General features: G+C 42.0%; 15 protein-coding genes. 5 read left to right on the top strand and 10 right to left on the bottom strand.

Features of this window, described 5'->3' with window-relative positions:
- Nucleotides 1–73 precede the first annotated feature (73 nt).
- Nucleotides 74–2,152, top strand: a complete 2,079-nt coding sequence (locus HUS61_RS12910) for a S9 family peptidase (protein ID WP_175082624.1) — start codon at nt 74–76, stop codon at nt 2,150–2,152.
- A gap of 66 nt (nt 2,153–2,218) precedes the next feature.
- Nucleotides 2,219–2,620, top strand: coding sequence for a hypothetical protein (locus tag HUS61_RS12905; protein WP_175082623.1), 402 nt, complete (start codon nt 2,219–2,221; stop codon nt 2,618–2,620).
- 58 nt (nt 2,621–2,678) lie between these two features.
- Here HUS61_RS12905 and HUS61_RS12900 read toward each other — a convergent pair whose 3' ends face one another.
- Nucleotides 2,679–3,152, bottom strand: coding sequence for a Dps family protein (locus tag HUS61_RS12900; RefSeq protein WP_167658259.1), 474 nt, complete (start codon nt 3,150–3,152; stop codon nt 2,679–2,681).
- Nucleotides 3,153–3,517: 365 nt separating this feature from the next.
- Here HUS61_RS12900 and HUS61_RS12895 point away from each other — a divergent pair, with 365 nt between their 5' ends.
- Complete coding sequence (locus HUS61_RS12895; RefSeq protein WP_054562952.1) at nt 3,518–3,727, top strand: hypothetical protein; 210 nt, start codon at nt 3,518–3,520, stop codon at nt 3,725–3,727.
- 4 nt (nt 3,728–3,731) lie between these two features.
- On the opposite strand, the gene HUS61_RS12890 is transcribed toward HUS61_RS12895, so the two are convergent.
- Both HUS61_RS12890 and HUS61_RS12885 read right to left on the bottom strand, forming a co-directional pair.
- The gene (locus HUS61_RS12890; protein ID WP_062566321.1) at nt 3,732–4,337 is read right to left on the bottom strand and encodes a lipase/acyltransferase domain-containing protein; all 606 of its coding nucleotides are present in this window, start codon (nt 4,335–4,337) and stop codon (nt 3,732–3,734) included.
- Nucleotides 4,338–4,345: 8 nt separating this feature from the next.
- Nucleotides 4,346–4,882 (bottom strand): YaeQ family protein, encoded by a 537-nt coding sequence (locus HUS61_RS12885; protein WP_054552313.1) that lies wholly within the window; start codon nt 4,880–4,882, stop codon nt 4,346–4,348.
- Between the two features lie 91 nt (nt 4,883–4,973).
- Here HUS61_RS12885 and ylqF point away from each other — a divergent pair, with 91 nt between their 5' ends.
- Entirely contained in the window at nt 4,974–5,918 is a 945-nt protein-coding gene (ylqF, locus tag HUS61_RS12880) for a ribosome biogenesis GTPase YlqF (RefSeq protein ID WP_054562949.1), read from the top strand.
- Nucleotides 5,919–6,648: 730 nt separating this feature from the next.
- Nucleotides 6,649–10,098 carry a PAS-domain containing protein gene (locus HUS61_RS12875; protein ID WP_175082622.1) on the top strand — a complete coding sequence of 1,150 codons (3,450 nt, stop codon included), beginning with the start codon at nt 6,649–6,651 and terminating at the stop codon, nt 10,096–10,098.
- Here HUS61_RS12875 and HUS61_RS12870 read toward each other — a convergent pair.
- The 7 genes from HUS61_RS12870 to HUS61_RS12840 form a co-directional block, all read right to left on the bottom strand.
- On the bottom strand, nt 10,095–13,067 hold the full coding sequence (locus HUS61_RS12870) for a DUF3857 domain-containing transglutaminase family protein (protein WP_175082621.1): 2,973 nt from the start codon (nt 13,065–13,067) through the stop codon (nt 10,095–10,097). The two genes, HUS61_RS12875 and HUS61_RS12870, sit on opposite strands and share 4 nt — an antisense overlap.
- 145 nt (nt 13,068–13,212) lie before the next feature.
- Nucleotides 13,213–14,382 (bottom strand): DUF547 domain-containing protein, encoded by a 1,170-nt coding sequence (locus tag HUS61_RS12865; protein WP_175082620.1) that lies wholly within the window; start codon nt 14,380–14,382, stop codon nt 13,213–13,215.
- A 98-nt stretch (nt 14,383–14,480) separates the two neighbouring features.
- The gene (locus HUS61_RS12860; RefSeq protein WP_175082619.1) at nt 14,481–15,761 is read right to left on the bottom strand and encodes a PAS domain-containing sensor histidine kinase; all 1,281 of its coding nucleotides are present in this window, start codon (nt 15,759–15,761) and stop codon (nt 14,481–14,483) included.
- Nucleotides 15,762–17,138, bottom strand: coding sequence for a sigma-54 dependent transcriptional regulator (locus tag HUS61_RS12855; protein ID WP_175082618.1), 1,377 nt, complete (start codon nt 17,136–17,138; stop codon nt 15,762–15,764).
- 63 nt (nt 17,139–17,201) lie between these two features.
- Nucleotides 17,202–19,652 (bottom strand): ABC transporter permease, encoded by a 2,451-nt coding sequence (locus HUS61_RS12850; protein WP_175082617.1) that lies wholly within the window; start codon nt 19,650–19,652, stop codon nt 17,202–17,204.
- Nucleotides 19,652–20,404: an ABC transporter ATP-binding protein gene (locus tag HUS61_RS12845; protein WP_130050224.1), complete on the bottom strand. Its 753-nt coding sequence runs from the start codon at nt 20,402–20,404 to the stop codon at nt 19,652–19,654. Before HUS61_RS12845 ends, HUS61_RS12850 begins: the two co-directional genes overlap by 1 nt.
- Nucleotides 20,401–21,678: an efflux RND transporter periplasmic adaptor subunit gene (locus tag HUS61_RS12840; RefSeq protein WP_175082616.1), complete on the bottom strand. Its 1,278-nt coding sequence runs from the start codon at nt 21,676–21,678 to the stop codon at nt 20,401–20,403. The genes HUS61_RS12845 and HUS61_RS12840 overlap by 4 nt, the downstream gene beginning before the upstream one ends.
- Nucleotides 21,679–21,781 lie beyond the last annotated feature (103 nt).

The raw sequence follows: 21,781 nt of genomic DNA, 5'->3' as shown, positions 1-21,781 counted from the left end.
CTACTTAATTAAGCTGATTGGTATAATTCTGTGATAAACTGCTAGCAATTCGTTTTTATTTTGGTTTTTTCTTGTGTCGTCAAATTCGTATTCTTTGTCTTTATTAGCGCATCCTCCTGTTGCAAAAAAACAGCCTCAGCAATTAACTACTCACCAACAGACTCGCACCGATAACTATTATTGGATGCGTGATGATGAGCGCGAAAATGAGGATGTATTAGCGCACTTAAATGCCGAAAACGATTATTGCGATAAGCAACTTGCCGACATAAAACCACTGCGCGAACAGCTATTTAATGAGTTAAAAGACCGTATTGTAAAAGACGACAACACGGTACCAGTAAAAGATGGCCAATATTGGTATCACGCAGAAGTACGTGGCGACGATGAATATGCTCGCCATTATCGCAGCAGCTCAATAGAAGCGCGCGATAAGACCTTGTTGTTAGATGTAAACCAATTAGCTGGCGATTACGAATTTTATGAATTAGGTGAAGTGGCTATTAGCCCTGACGAGCAGCTCCTTGCTTACTCTGAAGACACCGAAGGTCGTCGTATTTATACCGTGCGTTTTAAAAATATTGCCAGCGGTGAGATGTTTAGTGATGTGCTGGAAAACACCGAAGGCCAAGTGGTGTGGGCTAATGATAACAAAACGGTGTTTTATGTGAAAAAAGACCTGCAAACCTTATTGGGTTTTCAGGTTTACCGCCATGTTTTAGGCACCCAGCAAGCTGATGACGTACTTGTTTATGAAGAGCAAGATAAAAGCTTCTTTATGGGGCTTGGCAAAAGCCGCGATGAAAGCCTTATCATTATTGACCTTGCGACCACAGAAACAAACGATACTTGGGTGCTTGATGCCAATAACCCAGATGGTGAATTTAGCGCTTTAATGCCACGCGAAGAAGGCCATGAATTCGATGTCGATAAGCTAGGTGATACCTTTTACATTGTGACCAACTGGCAAGCGAAAAACTTTCGCTTAATGACCGCGACGCAAAGCACCATTGCCGATAAAAGTCTTTGGCAGGAGCATACACCGCATCGCGAGAACGTGTTGCTAGAAGGGGTCGAAATTTTCAATGACTACCTTATCCTCACCGAACGAGAGCTTGGTCAAACACGTTTTGTGGTAGTGGATCAGCAAGCAGAGCGTCTTACTTTAGAGTTTGATGACCCTTGTTATTATGCTGCTATTGCAATGAATCCTGAGCCGAATGTGAGCTCTGCGCGTATTTACTATTCAAGCTTAACGACGCCAGGTTCTTTATATGATGTTGATTTAAAAACAGGTAACAAAACCTTATTAAAACAACAGCAAGTGCTCGGGAATTTTAATCCAGAGCATTATCGCTCAGAACGCTTAATGGTTACCGCAAGAGATGGTGAGCAAGTGCCGGTTTCTTTGGTTTATCGTATTGATAAATTTAATAAAGATGGTACTAACCCGCTGTTGCAATATGGCTATGGCGCGTACGGTATTACCATCGATCCTAGCTTTTCAAGTAGCTCACTAAGCTTGCTTGACCGCGGCTTTGTTTATGCGATTGCACATATTCGTGGTGGTGAAATGCTAGGTCGTCACTGGTATGAGCAAGGTAAAAAGCAATTTAAGCAAAATAGCTTTAGCGATTTTATTGATGTTACGCAAGCGCTTACCAAGCAAGGCTATGCACACCCAGAAAAAGTATTTGCGTCTGGTGGCAGTGCTGGTGGTTTATTAATGGGCGCTGTGGTTAACCAAGCACCTGAGCTTTATTTAGGTATCGGTTGTCATGTGCCGTTTTTAGATGTGCTAACCACCATGCTTGATGAGAGTATTCCACTGACGACCAATGAATACGACGAGTGGGGTAACCCAAATGATCCTGCGTTTTATGATGTGATTCAGGCGTACTCGCCGTACGATAATATCAAGTCGCAGGCTTACCCTAATATTCTTGTTACCACGGGGTTCCATGACTCTCAAGTGCAATACTGGGAGCCAATGAAATGGGTTGCTAAGCTGCGTGAACTTAAAACCGATGACAACATTTTGGTGTTTAAAACCGACATGGATGCAGGCCATGGCGGCGCATCGGGTCGCTTTAAAAGCCTTGAGGAAAAGGCATTAGAAATGGCGTTTTTTATTGCTTTATTACCGAATTAAGGCTTAGATAAATAAGTAAATAAATTTTATAAGCGTAAACTTAAGTTGTATTTCAAAGGGGTGAGCATGTTTAAAGCCCATGGTGATTGGCGTTATTTTGTTGAGCCGCCAGTGATTTATGTGGAAGTTAGTGGCAGCTTTAATAAAGAAGCCGTTGCTTCATTTAGTATTGAAGTCGGTCAAGAAATCATGAAGTACCCTGAAAATTCAATTCAGTATGCTGTGGTTAATTTGGAACAATTTGAATTAGCAACTGCAGATAGTATTGAGATTGCAAAGGCTTACTTTCAGGCTGTCAAAGCGCGGGGTTACAAACGCGTTGATTATATTAAAGCGAATATCATTGCTCGCAATTTATTAGAGACAGTTTGGTCTGGTGTAGAAATGGATATTAATTTTCACCCAGATGCTGAAAGCTTTTTTCAAGCAAGACCCGAGTACGATAATTTAAGAAAGTGGTTAAGGTAATACTTTCTGAATATAAAAAAGCCCTCATTTGAGGGCTTTTTCGTGTCAATTCTAAATATTAATCAAGGTAGGCTTTTAACATCCAAACAAGTTTCTCTTGTTCTTTAATGTAGTCGCCCATTAGCGATGCTGTACCTTCGTCATCTGCATCACCGGCTTGTGCAAGGATTTCACGCTGCATTTGAATAAGCGTGCTGTAACCTGCTAAAAGGTTTTCTACTGCAGCAGTACCTTCAGTGATATTTTTAGCTTCGCTGATCTTGCTATCTTCGATGTACTCAGAGAATGCATGTACCGGTGTACCGCCTAACGTTAAAATACGCTCTGCAATCTCATCTACTTTCTCAAGTAGTAAGTTATAAATTTCTTCAAATTTAAGGTGTAATTCAAAAAAGTTACGACCTTTGATATTCCAATGAAAGCCGCGTGCGTTCATATATTGAATTTGGTAGCAGCTTAGTAAAGAGTTTAGTGAATTTACGATGTCTTCACTTTTTGCGCTGTTTAAACCAATTGCATTTACCTGTGACATAGATTGCTCCTTAAAAAAACCGTTAAGTGTTTACTTGCTAGTGCTTGGTGTTAAGTATTAGCCATCGTGGTTAATCTGTAAAATGGTTTAATTCGAACACAGTGATAGGTTTTAGCTATCAAAGGCTGGTTTTATCCATTTGTGCACTATCAACATAACTTTGAATCACTTTTATATAGACTTGGGTCAACTGGGCAAAAAATCTACCTTATTTTGCAAATATTCAAAAATTAGGCAGAAAGTATGATCTAAAACAAGGTTTATACTCGCTGATAAATTGGCCGATTTAGAACTTGATTTAGGTCAAAAAAACAACGAACCAGAAGCGCATAATGACTTTACCGCATTTAACCAGGAGAAGAAAAATGGACGGTAAAACAGTTAAAGAAAGCAAAGCTGAAATAGTTGTTGTAGTGATTGCATTACTTGCATTTGTTATCGGTTTGGTAGGTCATCTAGCAGGTGCTAGCTTCGCAAACTTTGATACCTTTGGCTATATTGCTGCACCTGTACCATTGATCTTAGGGATCATTGTTTTAATCTCATATAAAGTGGCTGCAAGTGCTGAAGATTAAAGTATCACTCACTTTGATTTATAAGCTTAATAATGTAATCCATCACTTGGCGTGAGTAGATCATACTGGTGTGACTCAAATGAAACACCTTATGTTCTGCCATGCCATTGAGTTTGGTTTCATCTATCAAAACTGTACCATCAGAGACACTGCCTTTAGCAATCAGTGGCATTAGCCCTATTGGTAAGTCACCGGCAATACTATAAAGCTTGGCATTAAACGGCCAATCGCCATTCTCAGATAATAAAAACTCCACGCTATTTTTTAACAGCATTTCAAAGCCCTTTTGCTGCATTTGCTTAGCAATATGACTGCCTTTATGCGGGGTGCCTAAGGTGATCACCTTTTCGACATGGCGACTTTGAAGAGAATTGGCCTCTAAGTAAGCGCGAGCAACCAAGCCGCCCATCGAATGGCAAACTAAGGCGGTAGGTTTACCACCGATAAAGCGATCAATCTTATCGAAAATTGCCGCTCTATCGGGAGAGAGCGTGTTATAGGTCAAATTGAGTATTTTTAGACCTGACTTTTCAAGGCGCGCGCACAGTGGGCGCATCACAAAGCCTGACATATAAAGTCCGTGTAATACTACAACTTGCCTAATTGCCATCGCATTCCTTACATTAACTGTTGCGGTTTAATTTCGATATTTGCTGTATCTGAGCTAACCCATACTTCACCATCTTGAATGGTAATAGTGAGCTTAATATTGCGATCAGCTAAGTCGGCTAATGCCTGAGTCGCGGCATAATCGAGACTAAAAATACTTAAGTTTTTAAAATCATACAACTTAGGTTGATGTTTTTGCCACCAAATCGCTTGGTTATTTTCGCCGTAGGTATATAAAACAACTTGCTTCGACTTATTGCAGGCTTTTTTCAGGCGTTTTTCGTCTGGTAGCCCAAGCTCAACCCATAATTCAATTTCTTCGCTATAGTTAATGTGCCAAAGCTCAGGCTCATCATCGGCGCATAAACCTTTTGTAAACTCTAAGCCTTCACGGGCATTTAGCGCAAAAGCCAACAAGCGGATCATCAAGCGTTGTTCGGTTTCTGATGGGTGTTGTGCCAGTGTTAAATTGAAATCTTGATAAATGTGGCGATCCATATCGCTTAACGATAATTGCGCTTTAATAATGGTTGATTTAAGAGCCATAACTGCTTACTTGAAAAAATTTGCGTCATTATAGCGCAATTCGTTGCCGAGCCAGTTAAAATACCGTGAAATTATCTTGTAGGAGTTAAAAATGGCCATCCAGTGGTTCCCGGGTCACATGAACAAAGCCCGAAACGAAATTAAAGAAATCATGCCACAGATGGATGTGATCATTGAGGTACTTGATGCCCGTATTCCTTATAGTAGTGAAAACCCAATGGTTACTGCGCTGCGTGGCGACAAGCCGGTGATCAAAATCATGAACAAGGCGGACTTGGCTGATCCTAAGTTAACGCAAGCTTGGAAAGACTACTTTGAGCAGCAAAGTGGCGTAAAAGCGATTGATTTTGGTAATGATAAAGCGGGTGAAGTACATCGTATTAATGAGCTTTGTAAAAAATTAGTGCCGCATAAAGTAGGCGCTGATAAACAAATTAAAGCCATGATCATGGGTATTCCAAACGTTGGTAAATCAACTCTTATTAATACCTTAGCTGGCCGTATCGTGGCAAAAACAGGTAATGAACCTGCGGTAACCAAAGCGCAGCAACGTATTAAGCTTGACGATGGCATTATGCTTTACGACACACCGGGTATGTTATGGCCTAAAGTAGAGAACGAAAACTCAGGTTATCGTTTAGGGGCAACTGGCGCTATTCGTGATACCGCTATCGACTACGAAGAAGTGGCAAGTTACACCGCTGAATATTTATTGCAAGCATACCCAGAACTTTTAAAAAGCCGCTATAAAATTGATGAGCTACCGGAGTCTGACTGGGAGTTTGTTGAAATGGCAGGTAAAAAGCGTGGTTGTATCCGCGGTGGTAATCAAATCGATACTTACAAAATGTCTGAAATTCTTATCAACGAATTACGCGATGGCATTATTGGTCGTATTACCATGGAAACACCGGCTATGCGTGAAGAAGAAGAGCAAATGGTTGCTGAGCTTCGCGCTGCTGCAGAGGCGAAAAAAGCCGCTAAAGAAGAAGAGAAAAAGCAACGCCGTGCACGTGCACGTAAGAACCGTCGATAAAGTTAATGCATTAATTTTTAGACATAAAAAAAGCCCTGCAAGGGCTTTTTTAGTTTCATATCTACCGTCACCGATATGAGCAATGTAGCAAGTAAAATAAGTAGGGTCGCTCACATGTTGCCAACATCAAGGGGCGTTGCGATTAGTAACATATAAGCTAAAGCTTTAACGTGGCGACACGTGTTTCAGGGTAGAGAAACAAATTTAATCTGAACAAGTCATCATACTTCGCTTGGCTTGTTGAGATTAATTATCAATTAGGTTTGCAATACTGTCAACACCTTCTTGAAAATAATTCTCATTTAGTTTGGCTTGCAGGTTTGGTACGAATTTTAGACATAAAAAAAGCCCTGTAAGGGCTTTTTGAGTTTCATATCTACCGTCACCGATATGAGCAATGTAGCAAGTAAAATAGTAGGGCGATCACCTGTTGCCAATATCAAGGGGCGTTGCGATTAGCAACAGGCGATCTTAGCTTTATCGTGGGCCACACGTGTTTCAGGGTCGAGAAACAAATCAGTTTATTCCGAACAAGTACTTTATCGTCTTGTTGATAGTGATTATCAATTAGATTTACATATCTGTCAACACTCAATTGAAAATAATTCTCATTTCTTTGTGTTTGTTTTTTAAACTTCAGTTATACAATGCATTAGCACTAAAGTTAGGCTGTAAATTACGTGCAATAAAAACTATGCTGGGGCTATAACAATTAAAATAATCACATGCGATGTTCTCAATTTGGTCAATAAGCCTTCTTGCAATTGTATATCTGGCAATTTTATTTGCGGTTGCAGGCTGGGCTGATAAAAGAAAAGTATTGCCTTTTAAAGGCTTAACCTATGGTTTATCACTTGGGGTGTATTGCACCTCTTGGGCGTTTTTTGGTACCACAGCACAAGCTGCATACAACGGCTGGTGGTTGGCTCCGACCTATGCTGGCACTATTTTGCTATTCATTTTTGGCTGGCAAGTCTATTGCCGCATAGCGCATATTTGTCGGCAGCAAAAAATAACCTCAATGGCAGATTTTATTGCGACCCGATATGGTCAATCTTCGAGTTTGTCTGGGCTCATTTCATTGATATCAGTGATTGCCATTGTGCCCTATATCTCTTTGCAGCTAAGTGCAACTGCACAAAGTATCAACTTACTTACCGACCGCGCTGCCACACAAAGCCATGAAGTATGGGCCGATAGTACTTTTTACATCACGATTGTATTGGCACTGTTTGCTATTTTATTCGGCGCGAGGCGGTTAAAGCCCAGCGAACATAATCCAGGTCTGATTGCCAGTATTGCCTTTGAATCTGTGGTTAAATTATTGGCGTTTTTAGCGGTGGGTTTGTATGTGTGCTTTGCTTTATTCGACAGCCCAGTGGCTCTATTTGAAAAAGCGCATGACCTAAATATTGATCAGCAAGTGGCTGCAACGCAAAGTCCAACCTATGTGTATGTTGCTCATACTTTGCTTGGTATTTTGGCAACCTTATGTTTGCCAAGACAATTCCATATGAGCTTTATCGAAAAAAATAACGATAAAGAGCTGGCCTCGGCACGGTGGTTATTTCCGATTTACCTATTACTTATTAACCTGTTTATTCTACCGATTGCATACGCTGGATTAATTTACTTTCAAGGTCAAGAAGTCGGCTACGACACCTTTGTATTGGCTTTACCTATGGCAGCTGATGATGCCTTTGTGGCGCTATTAGCCTTTTTAGGTGGCTTTTCAGCGGCAACCAGTATGGTGATTGTGTCATCAATTGTGCTTTCAGTGATGATCACTAATGACTTTATTAACCAGTTTATTTTACGCCGCTCGCAACTTACATCGAGTAGTCGCGGGCTCGATAAAAACAACCTACTACATGCGCGTAAAATCGTTATCGTATTGATTTTATTGCTTAGTTACTTCACTCACCGAGTGCTAGGCGAAAGTACAACCCTTGCCAATGTGGGTTTGATGTCGTTCACCTTAGTCGCGCAATTTTCGCCGGCCATGATCATAGGCTTATGGTGGCGACAAGCATCGTGTCGCGGCGCACAATTGGGGATTTTAAGCGGCTTTATTATTTGGGGATACACACTTTTACTACCGAATATCGCCGGAGGTTTAGGAAGCGATAGTTTATGGCTTGTGAATGGACCGTGGGGAATAAGCTGGTTAGCGCCAACCGACTTATTCTCATTAGGCATGGAAAGCATTAGCCAAGCTCTATTGCTATCGTTAGGTGCGAACTGTTTAGTGTATTTCTTAGTGCCGTTATTTAGTCGTGCAACCTTGGCTGAACGCTTACAGAGTAATAAGTTTGTTTCGCAGCTGAATGATTCGAAGGTAAGCAATCATCTACAGCCTTTGAGCTACCATGACCTAGGTGCACTATTGCAACGATTTGCCGAAAAAGAAGCGGCACAGTCTTTGGTAAATCATTACTTTCCTGATGATAAAAGTAAGTGGAAGCGCCCTGCAAATGTTGAGTTAGAGCTATTAGTTGAGCGCGAGATGTCTGCGGTGATCGGCGGCGCATCGGCACGGCTTATTTTAGATGTAGCCAAAAATGAGCAGCGCCAGCCTCTAGAGCAGGTTGCCGAGTTTGTTGATGAAGCAAGCCAAGTACTTAAATTTAATCGTGACTTACTGCAATCAACAATCGAAAACATTCAACAAGGGATCAGTGTAGTTGATAGTGAGCTGCGCTTGGTAGCTTGGAACCAAGGCTACAAAAACATGTTCGCCTACCCAGATGATGCGCTTTACATAGGCCGCCCGGTTGCCGACATTATTCGTTTTAATGCCGAGCGTGGCTTATTTAGCGGCGAGAGCATGACCAGCGAAGTCGAAAAACGCTTAGCCTATTTACGCCAAGGCAGCGCTTATAAATACCAGCGCTCGCACAATGATGGTCGCGTGTTTGAAATGCAAGGTAACCCACTGCCCGGTGGTGGCTTTGTAACAACCTATACCGACATTACCGAGTTCGTAAAACAACAAAAAGCGTTAACCGAAGCAAATGTTAGCCTTGAAGAAAAAGTCGCAGCACGCACCTTGGCATTGACTCAAGCAAACCAAGAGTTGTCGATGGCAAAGCAAGTGGCGGAACAAGCAACGGTCAGTAAAACGCGCTTTTTTGCCGCTGCCAGCCATGATTTACTGCAACCTTTCAATGCTGCGAGTTTGTTTTGTTCTTTAATGAATGAAAAAGCCCAAGACACCGAACTTAAAGAGCTGGCGATGAATATTAAGAATTCATTAGGCAGCGCCGAAGAGTTGTTATCGAGTATTTTAGAGTTAACCAAGCTCGATTCAGGCTCGTTTAAAGTACAAATGAGCGAGTTTGCTGCCAGCTCCTTGGTTGAACCATTGCGTAATGACTACGAAGCCCTTGCCCGCGAAAAAGGCTTAAAGTTTATTATTGAAACCTGTGATGTGCGCTTGCATACCGACAAAGCGCTGCTGCGACGAGTGCTGCGTAACCTTTTGAGTAATGCGATTCGTTATACCGAGCAAGGTGAAGTGCGCTTAAAAATGCAGTACGACGACGATCATGTATCCTTTATTGTTGAAGACACAGGGATTGGTATTGCATCGAGCGATCAACAAACTATTTTCCAAGAGTTTAAACAGCTTGGTGCAAAACCAAGCGCCGAGGGGTTAGGCTTAGGGTTGGCAATCACTAAACGTATATGTGACTTACTTAAAATCCCCCTAGTGATGGGGTCTGAACTTGGTAAAGGCACGCAATTTACCCTAACTCTGCCTTGTAAAGTGAGTACTGCGCCAGCGCAAGCGAAAGGCGCTGAGGCATCACAAGAAACAGAGCTGGGGCAATTGCGTATTTGGTTGCTTGATAACGACCGCAACGTGTTAGAGGCATTAAAGCAGCTACTCGAGAATTGGGGCTGTGAAATTTCAACAGCCACTAACTTAGCGGAGCTTGAGCAGTTAAAGGCAAGCCAAGCCCTGCCGCAATTGTTGATCATTGATTATCAGCTTGATGATGGGGTAACAGGACTTGAAGTGATTGAACAAGCTGCACTAACACGCTTACCTGCCATCGTGAATACTGCGAATCATGATGAAGGCATACGCGAGTTAGTGCTCGATGCGGGCTATCCATTGCTTTATAAGCCTCTGAAAGCGCCCGCCTTAAAACGCATGATTAAGCGACTGACTTAATCTGCGTTTTGCTCAGTTGCTGGGGTATTGGCTTTAATTAAGCGCTCTACCTCAGCGACAAACTTCTTATCTAAGTCATCTTCATGGCTCAGAAATAACATCATTTCATCACCATTGTGGTCAATGACCGTGAGCGTGGTGGTGAGTAGGGCGCTTTTAGCATAATCAACGTTGAGCTCTTTAATGTCACTAAAGCGGCGCTGATCTTTTTCGAGCACACCTTGCTCATTTTTCCAGTAACTAAAAATAGTGTTTTCTGTGATGCCGTTGCCATCAGTTTTAAAATCGAAAAATGCGTCACTATAAAAATAGCGCACATTCTCGTTGGCAGGAATAATTTCTTTTCTTTTTAAAAAGTTAACTTGATAAGACCAAAGCTTGTCACCGGTTACTATGGTTGAACTTGGCAACAAATATAGCTCATAAATTAAGCCATAAAATAACCAAGGCAGCATGAATATCGAAATGATAATCTGCCTCGCTCGCCACTGAGAGTGGTACTCAAGAGCCTGTTCGGGTTGCTTGAGGTTTTGAATGTAATTAACCAGTGGCAACCATAGAATAGGTATAACTAAAAACAGCCAACTACCATATTCCCAGTTATAGCTTACGACTTCAGAAATGATAATCGCCAGCCATAACACGAACCCAACCGCGACGGGCATGATCTTATTTTTGCCAAAGGTTTGTTCGCTGTGCTTGCAAAGTTCAAGTAACAACGGAATAAAAAACAGTGGTGCGAATATCCCTCGAGCAATCGGCATAATATGGCTTTGTTGCTGCTCTTTTATCGCTTTCCAGTTGCGATAGCTCCAGTAGTGAATGAATATTCCTAAGCTTAATAAGCTGTAAATAACAAACTTACTGTTACTGACAGGGTAGAACTGTTGCTCAGCAAAAACTGGGCGGTTACTTGCTTCTATACGCCAAGCCGCGATGAAAAAGATGATTGCCGCCAAGTAACTTAAAATAAAAACGCTATACCAGTTGGTTTCATCATCCGCTGGTGTGGTTGTGGCGCTATTTGTGCCGTATTTAATGATGCCGTAATGGGTCGCGTTATTGAGTTTTTTACGCTCGCTTAGGTAAAGGTCTATTTGATCGGCTGGAATATGATCCTGCTTAGCGCTGTAATCAAAGTATAAGGTCAACACAGAATCTTTAAATGTCACACGTTTTTCGAGATGAAAAAATGGGTTGTCGATCGTGACCTGCTCATCATTAAACTGCCAATTAGTATCCGTAAACGTAACTTTTATGGTTGTTTCGATATTATTAGGGTAACGAAACCACATTGGTGCATTGTTACGCTCTCGCTGTTCTGGCTTATAAACTGAGTTTTGAATTTCACTGGCGTAAAAGTCGTTTTGAAAGTCATTACCCTTAGGTCGCCAAAAGTTATCAATAGTATAGTACTCATTGGTAATTAGCTGACCGGTGTCTTCTGGAGATTCAACCAGCATAGGTTTGACTGTTTTTAAGCCCTTGTAGGTATCTTGATAATATTCGCGGTAATCATCTTCTATGCTTTTTAAGCTGTTTTTAGCGATTGAACTGCGGCGGTTAATTGCTTCAAAGTCGCCGTATTTATATTGAGTTGAAAAACTAACTGGCTCATTAATACCTTCTGGGATCTGATAATTATCAAAAACCTGAACGCGTTTTAGGGCAGGCTCTGTAAACATATCTGTAAAGCCTGTCTCACCTTGCTTTATGATTAACGCTACATCGTAGTTCGGTTGAGCTAAATGTGCTAAATCGCCGCGCTGGTACGAAATGGTCGGATCAAGCCAATAGCGCTTACCTTGGTGCTCTAAGGTGACAATCACATGGTCAAACAAGCTAGGAGAGACCGGTAAGCTGGCAGTACGTTTTCTGTCTTCAGTGTTAACTAAAGCAGGGTGAGCCTCTACGCCGAGCGCTTTAAGTAAAGAAATGAGCAAGACGGTTTTGTCTTTACAGTCGCCATAGCGCAGTGCCAAAGTTTCTGATGCAGGAGTTGGCTGGTGCGAGTTGGTGCCCATTTCTAGACCCAAATAACGTACTTCGTCTTGGCTAAAGCGCAGGGCAGCCACAATTTGAGACTCTAAATCGGCATGTTGAAACTTAATTTGACGAGCAATTGTTTCAATAGCAGGGCTCACTTCTATGGCTGATTGGTACAAAGGTAACGACCAATTGATCACCTCTTGCCAATTATTTACTTCAGAGAAATACACTTCCTTGTAAGGTGAATACCAATGCGGTACTTCGCTTGCGGAGCGAATGGTCGGCTCATTGTGTTGGCTAATTTGGTAGTCAAAGCCCGTATCTAACTTGGTTTTAGTAACTGGTGACTCGCCATTCATAAAGTTGATATATAAGGGCGTAGGCTTTTGCCACTTTACCCGCATAAATTGCTGCACTATCGGCACCGACCAGTTTAGTGTGCGCATGGTGCTGAAGTGTTGATAAACCGGATTACTCCCCGAAACCGTATAGCTGTAATCTAAAATATCCATGACCCGCATATCATCAATAATGACATTTAGGCTTAAGGTGCCATTGTATATACGACTTGCTAAGTCGGTCTCGCGCTGTAACACCTGAAGCTCGGCACTATTTAGTTTATCTATATATTGGCCGTCACGAATAATGCCTAAACTATTGAGCGTAAGAGATTGATAATTTGGGTCAAAATCAATATTCAGCTGGCTAATATAATCAACCCCAGACTGATTGACCGCTTGCATTACAGTACGATTAAAGCGTTGCTGTGGGGCTTGCTCAGATACCTGAAGCTGAGTGTCGAGCATCAGGTAGAAAGTCCCGTCTCGTATTTGGTCTCGAGGAATCTCAGGGGTGAGTAACTTATGTTGTTTTACCCAGTTAGCTGCGGGCGCAACCTGATACTCTTCAGCGGCTGCAAAAGAGCTCACAAAGAATAAAAAAACAGCCAGTAGCTTAAGTTGTAAGTGCATCCATTTCATTGTTATTTTCTAATTACGTTTAGTTTTATATGACAAATTACTGAATTTCACGGCATGAGCCAAATAAAAATTAATTTTTATAAGGTAGGTCTCGTAAGGAAGTGGTGAGTCTAAGCGGCTCATGATGAGCCGCTTTAGGGTTATATTATTTATCTTCAGACTCTTTAGCTGGTAAGTCTTTTATTTCAACGCGAGTATTTACTTCATAGTATTTTTGCGTGATTTTTTGCAAAATTTCGCGACGTAACGGGCTTACATGGCCGACTTCTTTGGTTAAGTTTTCACCATAAGCAACAAAGTTAGTATCAAAGCCATCTGCTACTATACTCGGATCGGCGACAGTCGCGTTACCTCCACCATATTCAACATCGGTACCTAGAATGTCGGTAATATCGTAGTTATCGATACTAAAAGAGAGGTTTTGTACAACTTGGTCTTTATCTGGCTCTTGAATTACTAACGATTGAAGGTGGTCAGCTAAATCTTCTTCAAAGTTAGGAAAATAGTTTTTCTTTTCAAGATATAAAGAAGAAACACGAGTGCTATGGTTACCTATCACACTACCACGGTTTGAATTAACAAACTGCACTGCATTGGTGGTTAGGGCTGCAAACACATTTTTTGCTGTATATGGGTGGTCAAGCAAATTTGGGCTGCCAATGTAGCCACGGTAGTAGCCATATATTAATAGCGGGTCATTGTTAAATAGCGGTGCAACAATGTTGTACTCAATGTCGTTTAATGAATACTGGTTACCGTTAAAGTTAAAGCGTGGCTTATCAAAAAAACTTGGCTCTTCATTTAATAACTTGGTCAGGTTCTTAACAGGGTACTGCTGCACTAACTCATTGAGTACCGTCACGTTATAAAGATTGAGCCAGTAAGCGAGTAACTCTGATTTTGGTAAGTTACTTAAATTAATTTTGTTTGGCAGGTCGGCCATATTTTCTTGCACTATTTGCAAGTCTTGCTTCATCTGAGGATTCTTTTTGTACGAATCATAATAAAAGCGGTTTGCTTCTGTTGCAGTCGACGGTTTTGGATTCGACGACAACCGGGTGCCAATTTTGGTTGTGTTTTGTGAAATACGATAGCGGTCAGACATACCTAAATCAATCACCGAGGCATTTAATATTTGCCCGTAGTCAGTGTACTCAAGGGTGATATTTGATTTTTCATCGTACTGATGAAATTGGCTAAATTTTTCTTGGTTTATGGCTGTCGTTGCTGTTTTATTAATAGGGGCCGTTGAATTACAGGCCGTGACTAGAATAAGTGACGTTGCTAATACGATGGGTTTTATGGCGTTTTTCATTTTTATGACCTTCCGTAGTTTAAAAAATAAACATAGCGTGGTTTTTCTATAAGCGCAACAATCTGTTGTTCTTGCTAAAAATACTAACTTTTTGTTATTTAAATAGGTACGATGATGTTGGCTTGTGTGCCTTGCTGGGGTTTTGAATTTATCGATAACTCAAAGCCTTGGTTACGCACAAGTTCTCGGGTGATCACAAGTCCTATACCTGTGCCATTTGCTTTGGTTGAGTAAAATGGCACGAACAAGTTATCGGGGTTTTGAATGCCACAACCTTGGTCGCTAATTGCAATATTTAAGCTATCACCTTGCCTTGACCAAGTGAGGCTAGGGGCAGAATTGCTGCCTGCTTCAAAGGCATTTTTTATCAGGTTGATCAACGCTTGTTCTAGCTGGCCTAAGTCGGCATTAACATGTAATTCTTCGCTGCTATTTATTACTAGTTCAGGAAAAATAGCACTTAAACGTGTGTTTAATTGCTCGCTACTGATTGCCTGCTTTTGTGCGGGTGGTAGCTTTGCAAACGCACTGTAACTGGCTACAAAATCAAGCAAGTGTTGAGCGCGCTTTTCTATAACTTGCAACATATCTTGGGCGAGATCATCGTGACTGCTAATTTGCCCTTGGCGCTTAAGGGTTTGCAATGATTGACTCATTGAATAAATCGGCGTGAGTGAGTTACGTACTTCATGATTTAACACGCGAATTAACCGTTGCCAAACAAGTTGTTCATTATCGCGAAGCTGTTGCTCAATTGAAAAGAAGGTGAGTAATTCAAAGTTTCTGCCGGTCCGCCAAAAAGTCTGCGATGAGATTTGAAAGCGTTGTTTAAACAGTGAGTCACTGTTTTGTTGCCATTCGCCATCATGCAGAGCAATGCCTAAGTCGCTGGCCGACTTACCTTCAATTTGGCGATGACTAATACTGTTTATAAACGCCTTATTACTAAAGTAAATTAAGCCATGGGGGTCTAGTATAACGATGGGTAAGTCCAGCATGCTGGCAAACTCAAAAACAAACTCTTCTGTTTGCATATAATGGCGTTTGTTCTTGGCTATTTTATTGCTGAGCTTGGCAAAATCTTGTTTAAGCGCTGCGACTCGTCCACTTTGATAAGACGCTAAATGCCAACTATTACTTTCGTCATTTGCCAATGCATCTAGTTGCAGGCCAAAGCGTTCAACCACATCGGTGATCGCACGGTAGCTTTTAATTAAAGCAAAAGCGCTTATCCCGATAAACGGCAATAATAGGCTGATACTAGCAAACCAATCTAGTTTTAAGCTGAGCGAAAGGGCAATACCAAGCGTTAATAGCACCGCTATAAGCATATAAAAATAGCGTCGAATACGCTGCTCTAACGACAACTTACTACTCATTTAGCGTTCTACTTCTTTTAAATCGAGCTGATGTTTATCAATGCGACGATAAATCGCCGATTTGCTTAACCCTAAAAACTCTCCTGCGGCGATAACATTGCCATTAAATTGCAGCAGCGCTTTTTGAATCATCTGTTTTTCAAGCTCTTCAAGGGGCAATAGTGGCAAAGCTTGTTCGGCATTGCTATTTGTTTGCTCGCAACTTGGTTGATCTAAAATGAGGTCATTGGCTTGAATATTGTTGTTATCGCTCATGATCACCGCGCGTTCAATACAATGGCTTAGCTCACGAATATTACCAGGCCAACTGTATTTTTTTAGCGCCTTTAGAGCGTCATCACTGAGCGCCATATTCGCGCGTTGATATTTTTTACCATGCACCAATAATAAGTGTTCTGCTAAGGGGGCGATATCGTCTTTTCTGTCACGAAGCGGTGGAATGTGCAGTTCAATGGTATTGAGTCTAAATAATAAATCACGGCGGAACTCACCCTGCTCAATAGCTGTAGCTAATTCGCTATTGGTGGCAGAAATAATGCGAACATTGGCGGTTTTGGTTTGGCTTGAGCCTAGCACTTCAAATTCTTTGCTTTCTAGCACACGGAGCATTTTACTTTGTAGCTCAAGGCTTAAAGTCGCAATTTCATCTAAAAATAAGGTGCCGCCTTCGGCAATTTCAAAACGTCCTAGGCGGTCTTCTTTGGCATCAGTAAAAGAGCCTTTCTTATGGCCAAATAATTCACTTTCGAATAGCGTCGGGGCAATGGCGCCAACATTCACGCTTACATAGCGTTTATCAGCTCTGAGCGAGTGCTGGTGGATATAATGTGCCAATAAGCTTTTGCCAGTGCCATTTTCGCCGGTAATTAAAATGCTGGCATCGGTTTTAGCTGCGCGCTCAGCTTTGGCAAGCAACAGCTGCATGATTTCTGATTGAGCTATGTAATGTGCTTGTGTGTCACTGGTAAGCGCCTTTAAGCACGCGTTGTCGTGATTACTTTGCTTGAGCTTGAGTTGTTGTTGTACAACGGCGGTTAAGCGCAAGTTATTCCATGGCTTTTCAACAAAGTCGACTGCCCCTAATTGCATGGCTTTAACGGCAACATCAATGCTGGCCCATGCGGTCATCACAATGACAGGTATGGTCGAACCTAATTGATTTAGTTGCTTTAAAAAGCGTAACCCCTCTTCACCTGAGGTCGTGTCGAGCTTGTAGTTCATATCAAGCAAAATCAGGCTAATGTGCTCTGATTTTAATAATTCAAGGGCATGTTCAGGGCCTTCGGCCTCAAGGCAGTGTAAGCCTAATTGTTGTAATGCAACAGTAGCAGCCAGACGTACATCAGCTTGATCGTCTATGACTAATATTTTGTCCATGATGTTTTCTTATTATCCTGTTGAGGCAGCTTAAGCTAAAACTTAAGCCACCATTTTGTGCTGTTAATCGTTACGTAGTGCGGCCATAGGTTTTGCTTTAAGCAGTAAAACCAAAGGTCTAAAGCAAGCGAATAGCGCAATACATAAGGTTATACTCCAAGCGATTAATTGCAGTCTTACATCAAGTATCAGCCAAGACATTAGCTGTCCTTGTAACATGTAAAAAACCACCATTACCGCGGCGAGAGCAACCGCAAAACCAATGAGCACAGGGATAATAGCTTCAACACTCATCAGCTTGAATAAGCGTGCTTTTTTCGCACCTAATGCCATACGAATACCAAACTCATAACGGCGCAGACCCAGGTTGTAGCTTAGTACCCCAAAAATACCAATTGCTGCTAATAATAGAGTAAATAGCGCTAAGGTACTACATAGAGCCACGGTCAGTCGGCTCATATACAGTAAATTGTCGTACTCTTGTTGCAGGTCATTAAACTGCCACATGGTTAGGTCGCTGTTCTTTTCTTTTAGCGTATTAAGTATTTGTTTATTTGTTAGCTTAACGCCATCAGAAGCTTTGATAGTAAACATGTAGCTATACGGTGTTGCTGGCCACCAAATATGACGACCAAACGACTCATCGTAGTATTTAGGGTGATTAAAATCTTCGGTTACACCCACCACTTCATACATCTTTTCTTCTAAGCCTTGGTAGCTCTTGCCGATGATATTTCGATAGTCTTGGCTTGGTAATAAGTTCTCTGCAACGCTGACCGAGACAAGTATCTCGTTGGTTTCACCACGTATAGCTTGTTCGCTAAAGGTGCGGCCAGCGAGAATTTTGGTGTTAACTAACGCAAAGTAATCAGGCCCTACCCACTGACTAGGGAAGAAAATTGAGCTTTTACCGTTTACATCAGTCAGGGTGTTGGCGTTTTGTCTTTGCGAAACAGGGCTGTGACCCAGGGCAACATCATCAATGCCTTGGCTATCAAGCAAAACCTGCTTGTATTGCAGCATATGTTCGTAGCGCTCCGCCAATGACATCTGATTATTTGGCTGGAACAGGTTAGCAAAATACAGGTTTTCGGTATCACTGCCGAGTGGGCGGTTAATCGTGCCCATGGCTTTACTCACTACCATCACCGAAAAACTCACAAGCAGCGCGGCAACAAACATTTGTGAGCCAATTAAAATGCGCACTGTACGGCCAGATACCTGCGAAACCCCGCCTTTTCCACTGTTCTGCATTTGCGTATTTAGGGTTTTGTAATTCACCAAACGCGCTGTAATTACAGAGAAAATATAAGCAAGAGCAATACACAGTATGATGGCAACAATGACCAACGTGCTATCAACCGCCAAGCTGTTAACCAGTGGTAATCGTCCTTCTGCCAATACTTTAAATAAACGTATGCCCCATACCGATAAAAACAGCGCAATGCTTACCGATAAGGTCATTAAAATTAGTGACTGTAAAAAGATACTTTTAAATAACGTGCTGCGTTTTGCACCTAATACCGCCTGTAAGGCGAGAGTTTTATGTTGAGCAAGAGCGCGTGAGAAAAACAAAGTGCTTACATTAAGTACCGCAATAATCAGTAGCCCTACTGCACCGGCTAACATCATTAAGCTTAAGTCATCGTTATTACCCAGCTCAACGTCACGATACGGGGTTACTTCAGGTTTTACATCGGTGATACCACCATTGTTTAGCCACTCTGATTTAACCGTATCAATTTGCTGTTTTAAATCGACTTTAACTTGATCTATGGTGACCCCAGGCTTTAAAACTGCAATCAGTTTTAGGTTTTTAAAAGTGTTTGTCCATGGGCTTTGCCAATCATCATTGTGAAAGAAACGGCGGTCAGCACTTGATGGAAACCATACTTCAACATCGCTTGCTTTAAACATGTAAGGGGGGCTGAATGAGTCATCAACAACACCGACGATACGGTGAACATAATCGGTTTCACCCGCCATGACTGAAAGTGTTTTACCAATAATGTTCGGGTCGCTGTTGTAATGCTTGCGCCAAAAATTGGCAGATATAACAACGCGGTCATCAGGAGTTTCCAGCGTTTCTCCAAGGTCAAAACCCTGTCCCATTAAAAATGGTGTGTTTAATAAGTCAAAATAGTTGCCGCCAACATACAGCACTGGTTCTTTCGGTTCGCCATCTAGGTTTGCAAAGATTTGCTCACCTGCATTGATCATCATACTTTGTTCAAAGCTTTGATTATGCTTAAGCCAATGCACCATCGATTGATAGCTTTGAAAGCCAGTAGCATCGTAGTCATCATAAGTAAGTGATTGCTCAACCACCACCATGCGGCTTTCATCGTACACATCAAGGGGCTTTAAAAAGTAGCTGTTAACAAGGCTAAGCACCACAAACAAGGTGGCCAATGTTAAAGCAAGCGTTGCGATAACCGCAGTGACAAAGCCCGGAGCATTCATTAATGATGCCCACGCTAAGCTTAATTGGGCGCGTGTTTTGGTTAATTTCATTACATCACCTCGGCGCTTTCGAGTACTTGCTCAGCAGTGTCGCTGCTAGGTGCTTGGCGTGCTTCAGAGTAGGAAACAATTTCACCATCTAGCAATTTAAGTTGCGTCTTTGCACGTCCGGCATAACGTAAATCATGGGTTACCATACAAATCGTGGTGCCTTTTTTATTCAGCTCATCAAGCAAGTCCATGACGGCATCACCATTTTTTGAATCTAAGTTACCAGTTGGCTCATCCACCAATAAAATGCTTGGCTTGCCAGCCAGTGCGCGGGCAATAGCAATACGCTGTTGCTGACCACCAGATAATTGATTTGGTTTGTGCTGAGCGCGGTGGCCCATCTCAACTTCATCAAGGGCCTGTTTTACCGCAAGCTCAATTTCGCTCGGGCTCATGGCTGGCTCTCGATAAGTGAGCGGCAGTGCTACGTTGTCAAACACCGATAATTCATCAATTAGGTTAAACGACTGAAATATAAAACCAATGTGAAGGTTTCTAAGTTCAGCTTGCTGATCCATATCAAGGGTTTTTGTGTCGACTTCTTTAATGAAATAGTCGCCAGCAGTTGGGCTATCGAGTAAGCCTAATAATGACAGCAGCGTCGATTTACCACAGCCAGATGGGCCGCTAATGCAGATATAGTCACCTTGGTTAATATTCAGGCTGATGTCTTTTAATGCATAGGTTTCAACATTTTGGCCGCGATAAACTTTGGCGATTTTGTTTAATGAGATAAGCGTATTGGTTTTCATAAACTGTCCTGTTCGATTTTTATTGTTGCCAAATGCTGCCATTTAGAAAGGTCTGAAATGATCAGCTGTTCGCCCACGGTGGCACCGCTCAAAAGTTGAATTTGATTGTCACTGAGTGTACCAAATTCGATATTGGTTGGCGTTGCTAACTGGGTATTTGGATTAAGTTTAAATAGCGTGGCTTCGCTATTTGCTTGTGCTTTTTGCGGCACGTTAATGGTTAACGCATCGGGAATAATGTTGCTAACCACATAGCCTTCAATGCTTAAATCGGGTCGAGCATTAGCAGGCAGTGTGCCTTGTAAATCAAGTTCGATAATAACTCGACCATCGGTAACAATAGGGTCAATTCGGGTGACTTTGGCATCAACTTCACCGTGATCTGCTTGGCTAAAGGTGTTTACTTTCGCTGCCATATTGAGTGCCACTTTTTCGGCATCTGCTTGCTTAACGCTTAGCTCTGCTTTGAGTGCTTTGTTTGATCCAACCACCGCAAGGCGGGTACCCGGCACGAGATTTTGGCCAAGTTCAACATTCAACTCTTGCAGCATGCCATCGATACCTGCCGTTATTTGCAGCTGATCAAAAGCCTGTTGCTCAACTTGATAATTAAGCTCAAATTGGCTTAATAGTTCTTGCTGTATTTTGCTACGTTGTAAGTGCATTTCTTTAAGCTGTGCAAGGCGTTGCTGCTCGATACTTACGCGCTCTGTAAGCTGTGCAACGTTTAGCATGCTTCGTTTGTAATCGAGACTTGAAACAATCCCTTGCTCGATCAGTTTGCTTTCAGCATCGACTCTAAGCTCTGCACTTTGCAGCTCACTTTTTAATATGGCGAGATTTGCTTGGCGCTCAAGTAGTTCACTTTGCTGGTTAATTCTTTGCTCATTAACACTGGCTTTTTGGCGAGCAAGTTCTAGCCGAGCGACCGATAAACGCTGCGCTTGCTGTGGGTTGACGAGGCTTAAAATCACTGTGTCTTTTTTAACGATAGTGCCAGGGTAAACATGGATAGCTTCGACTATTGCGGTGTCGGTATTGGTTAAATAACGTTGATACTTTGGCTTTAAACGACCAAAGCCACGAATTTTTACCACAAAATCGGCTTGTTCTACGGTTGCTATTTGCAGTTGGCTTGCAGCAACCACAGTGGGTGTCGCCCATTGATATACCATTAAAGCGCCAAGAGCCGATACGCCAATAGCTGCACCAGCCAGCCATTTTTTAGCTTTTGATTGCTGAGGTTTGCGTTTTAGTGTGCTGTCTAAATCCATGATACTGAGAAATATAAATAATCATGGAGTAGCTAAGGCGAGTTTTGTGCCAAAAATTAAGGTGTTGAAAAGTAATAACTTTTTGTTTTTTGGAACGTGAGCT

Origin of the sequence: Pseudoalteromonas sp. 0802 (assembly GCF_013350085.1) — a bacterium.
Lineage (GTDB): Bacteria > Pseudomonadota > Gammaproteobacteria > Enterobacterales > Alteromonadaceae > Pseudoalteromonas.
Note: the sequence above shows the minus strand (reverse complement) of the source record. Positions and strands in the feature narration are given on the sequence as shown.

What these genes read in the sequence shown, in the direction of transcription:
- HUS61_RS12875 (WP_175082622.1), top strand. Translation starts at nt 6,649, where the DNA reads ATGTTCTCAATTTGGTCAATAAGCCTTCTTGCAATTGTATATCTGGCA.
- HUS61_RS12845 (WP_130050224.1), bottom strand. Translation starts at nt 20,404, where the DNA reads ATGAAAACCAATACGCTTATCTCATTAAACAAAATCGCCAAAGTTTAT.
- HUS61_RS12890 (WP_062566321.1), bottom strand. Translation starts at nt 4,337, where the DNA reads ATGGCAATTAGGCAAGTTGTAGTATTACACGGACTTTATATGTCAGGC.
- HUS61_RS12855 (WP_175082618.1), bottom strand. Translation starts at nt 17,138, where the DNA reads ATGGACAAAATATTAGTCATAGACGATCAAGCTGATGTACGTCTGGCT.
- HUS61_RS12885 (WP_054552313.1), bottom strand. Translation starts at nt 4,882, where the DNA reads ATGGCTCTTAAATCAACCATTATTAAAGCGCAATTATCGTTAAGCGAT.
- HUS61_RS12900 (WP_167658259.1), bottom strand. Translation starts at nt 3,152, where the DNA reads ATGTCACAGGTAAATGCAATTGGTTTAAACAGCGCAAAAAGTGAAGAC.
- HUS61_RS12860 (WP_175082619.1), bottom strand. Translation starts at nt 15,761, where the DNA reads ATGAGTAGTAAGTTGTCGTTAGAGCAGCGTATTCGACGCTATTTTTAT.
- HUS61_RS12850 (WP_175082617.1), bottom strand. Translation starts at nt 19,652, where the DNA reads ATGAAATTAACCAAAACACGCGCCCAATTAAGCTTAGCGTGGGCATCA.
- ylqF (WP_054562949.1), top strand. Translation starts at nt 4,974, where the DNA reads ATGGCCATCCAGTGGTTCCCGGGTCACATGAACAAAGCCCGAAACGAA.
- HUS61_RS12905 (WP_175082623.1), top strand. Translation starts at nt 2,219, where the DNA reads ATGTTTAAAGCCCATGGTGATTGGCGTTATTTTGTTGAGCCGCCAGTG.
- HUS61_RS12895 (WP_054562952.1), top strand. Translation starts at nt 3,518, where the DNA reads ATGGACGGTAAAACAGTTAAAGAAAGCAAAGCTGAAATAGTTGTTGTA.
- HUS61_RS12870 (WP_175082621.1), bottom strand. Translation starts at nt 13,067, where the DNA reads ATGAAATGGATGCACTTACAACTTAAGCTACTGGCTGTTTTTTTATTC.
- HUS61_RS12865 (WP_175082620.1), bottom strand. Translation starts at nt 14,382, where the DNA reads ATGAAAAACGCCATAAAACCCATCGTATTAGCAACGTCACTTATTCTA.
- HUS61_RS12840 (WP_175082616.1), bottom strand. Translation starts at nt 21,678, where the DNA reads ATGGATTTAGACAGCACACTAAAACGCAAACCTCAGCAATCAAAAGCT.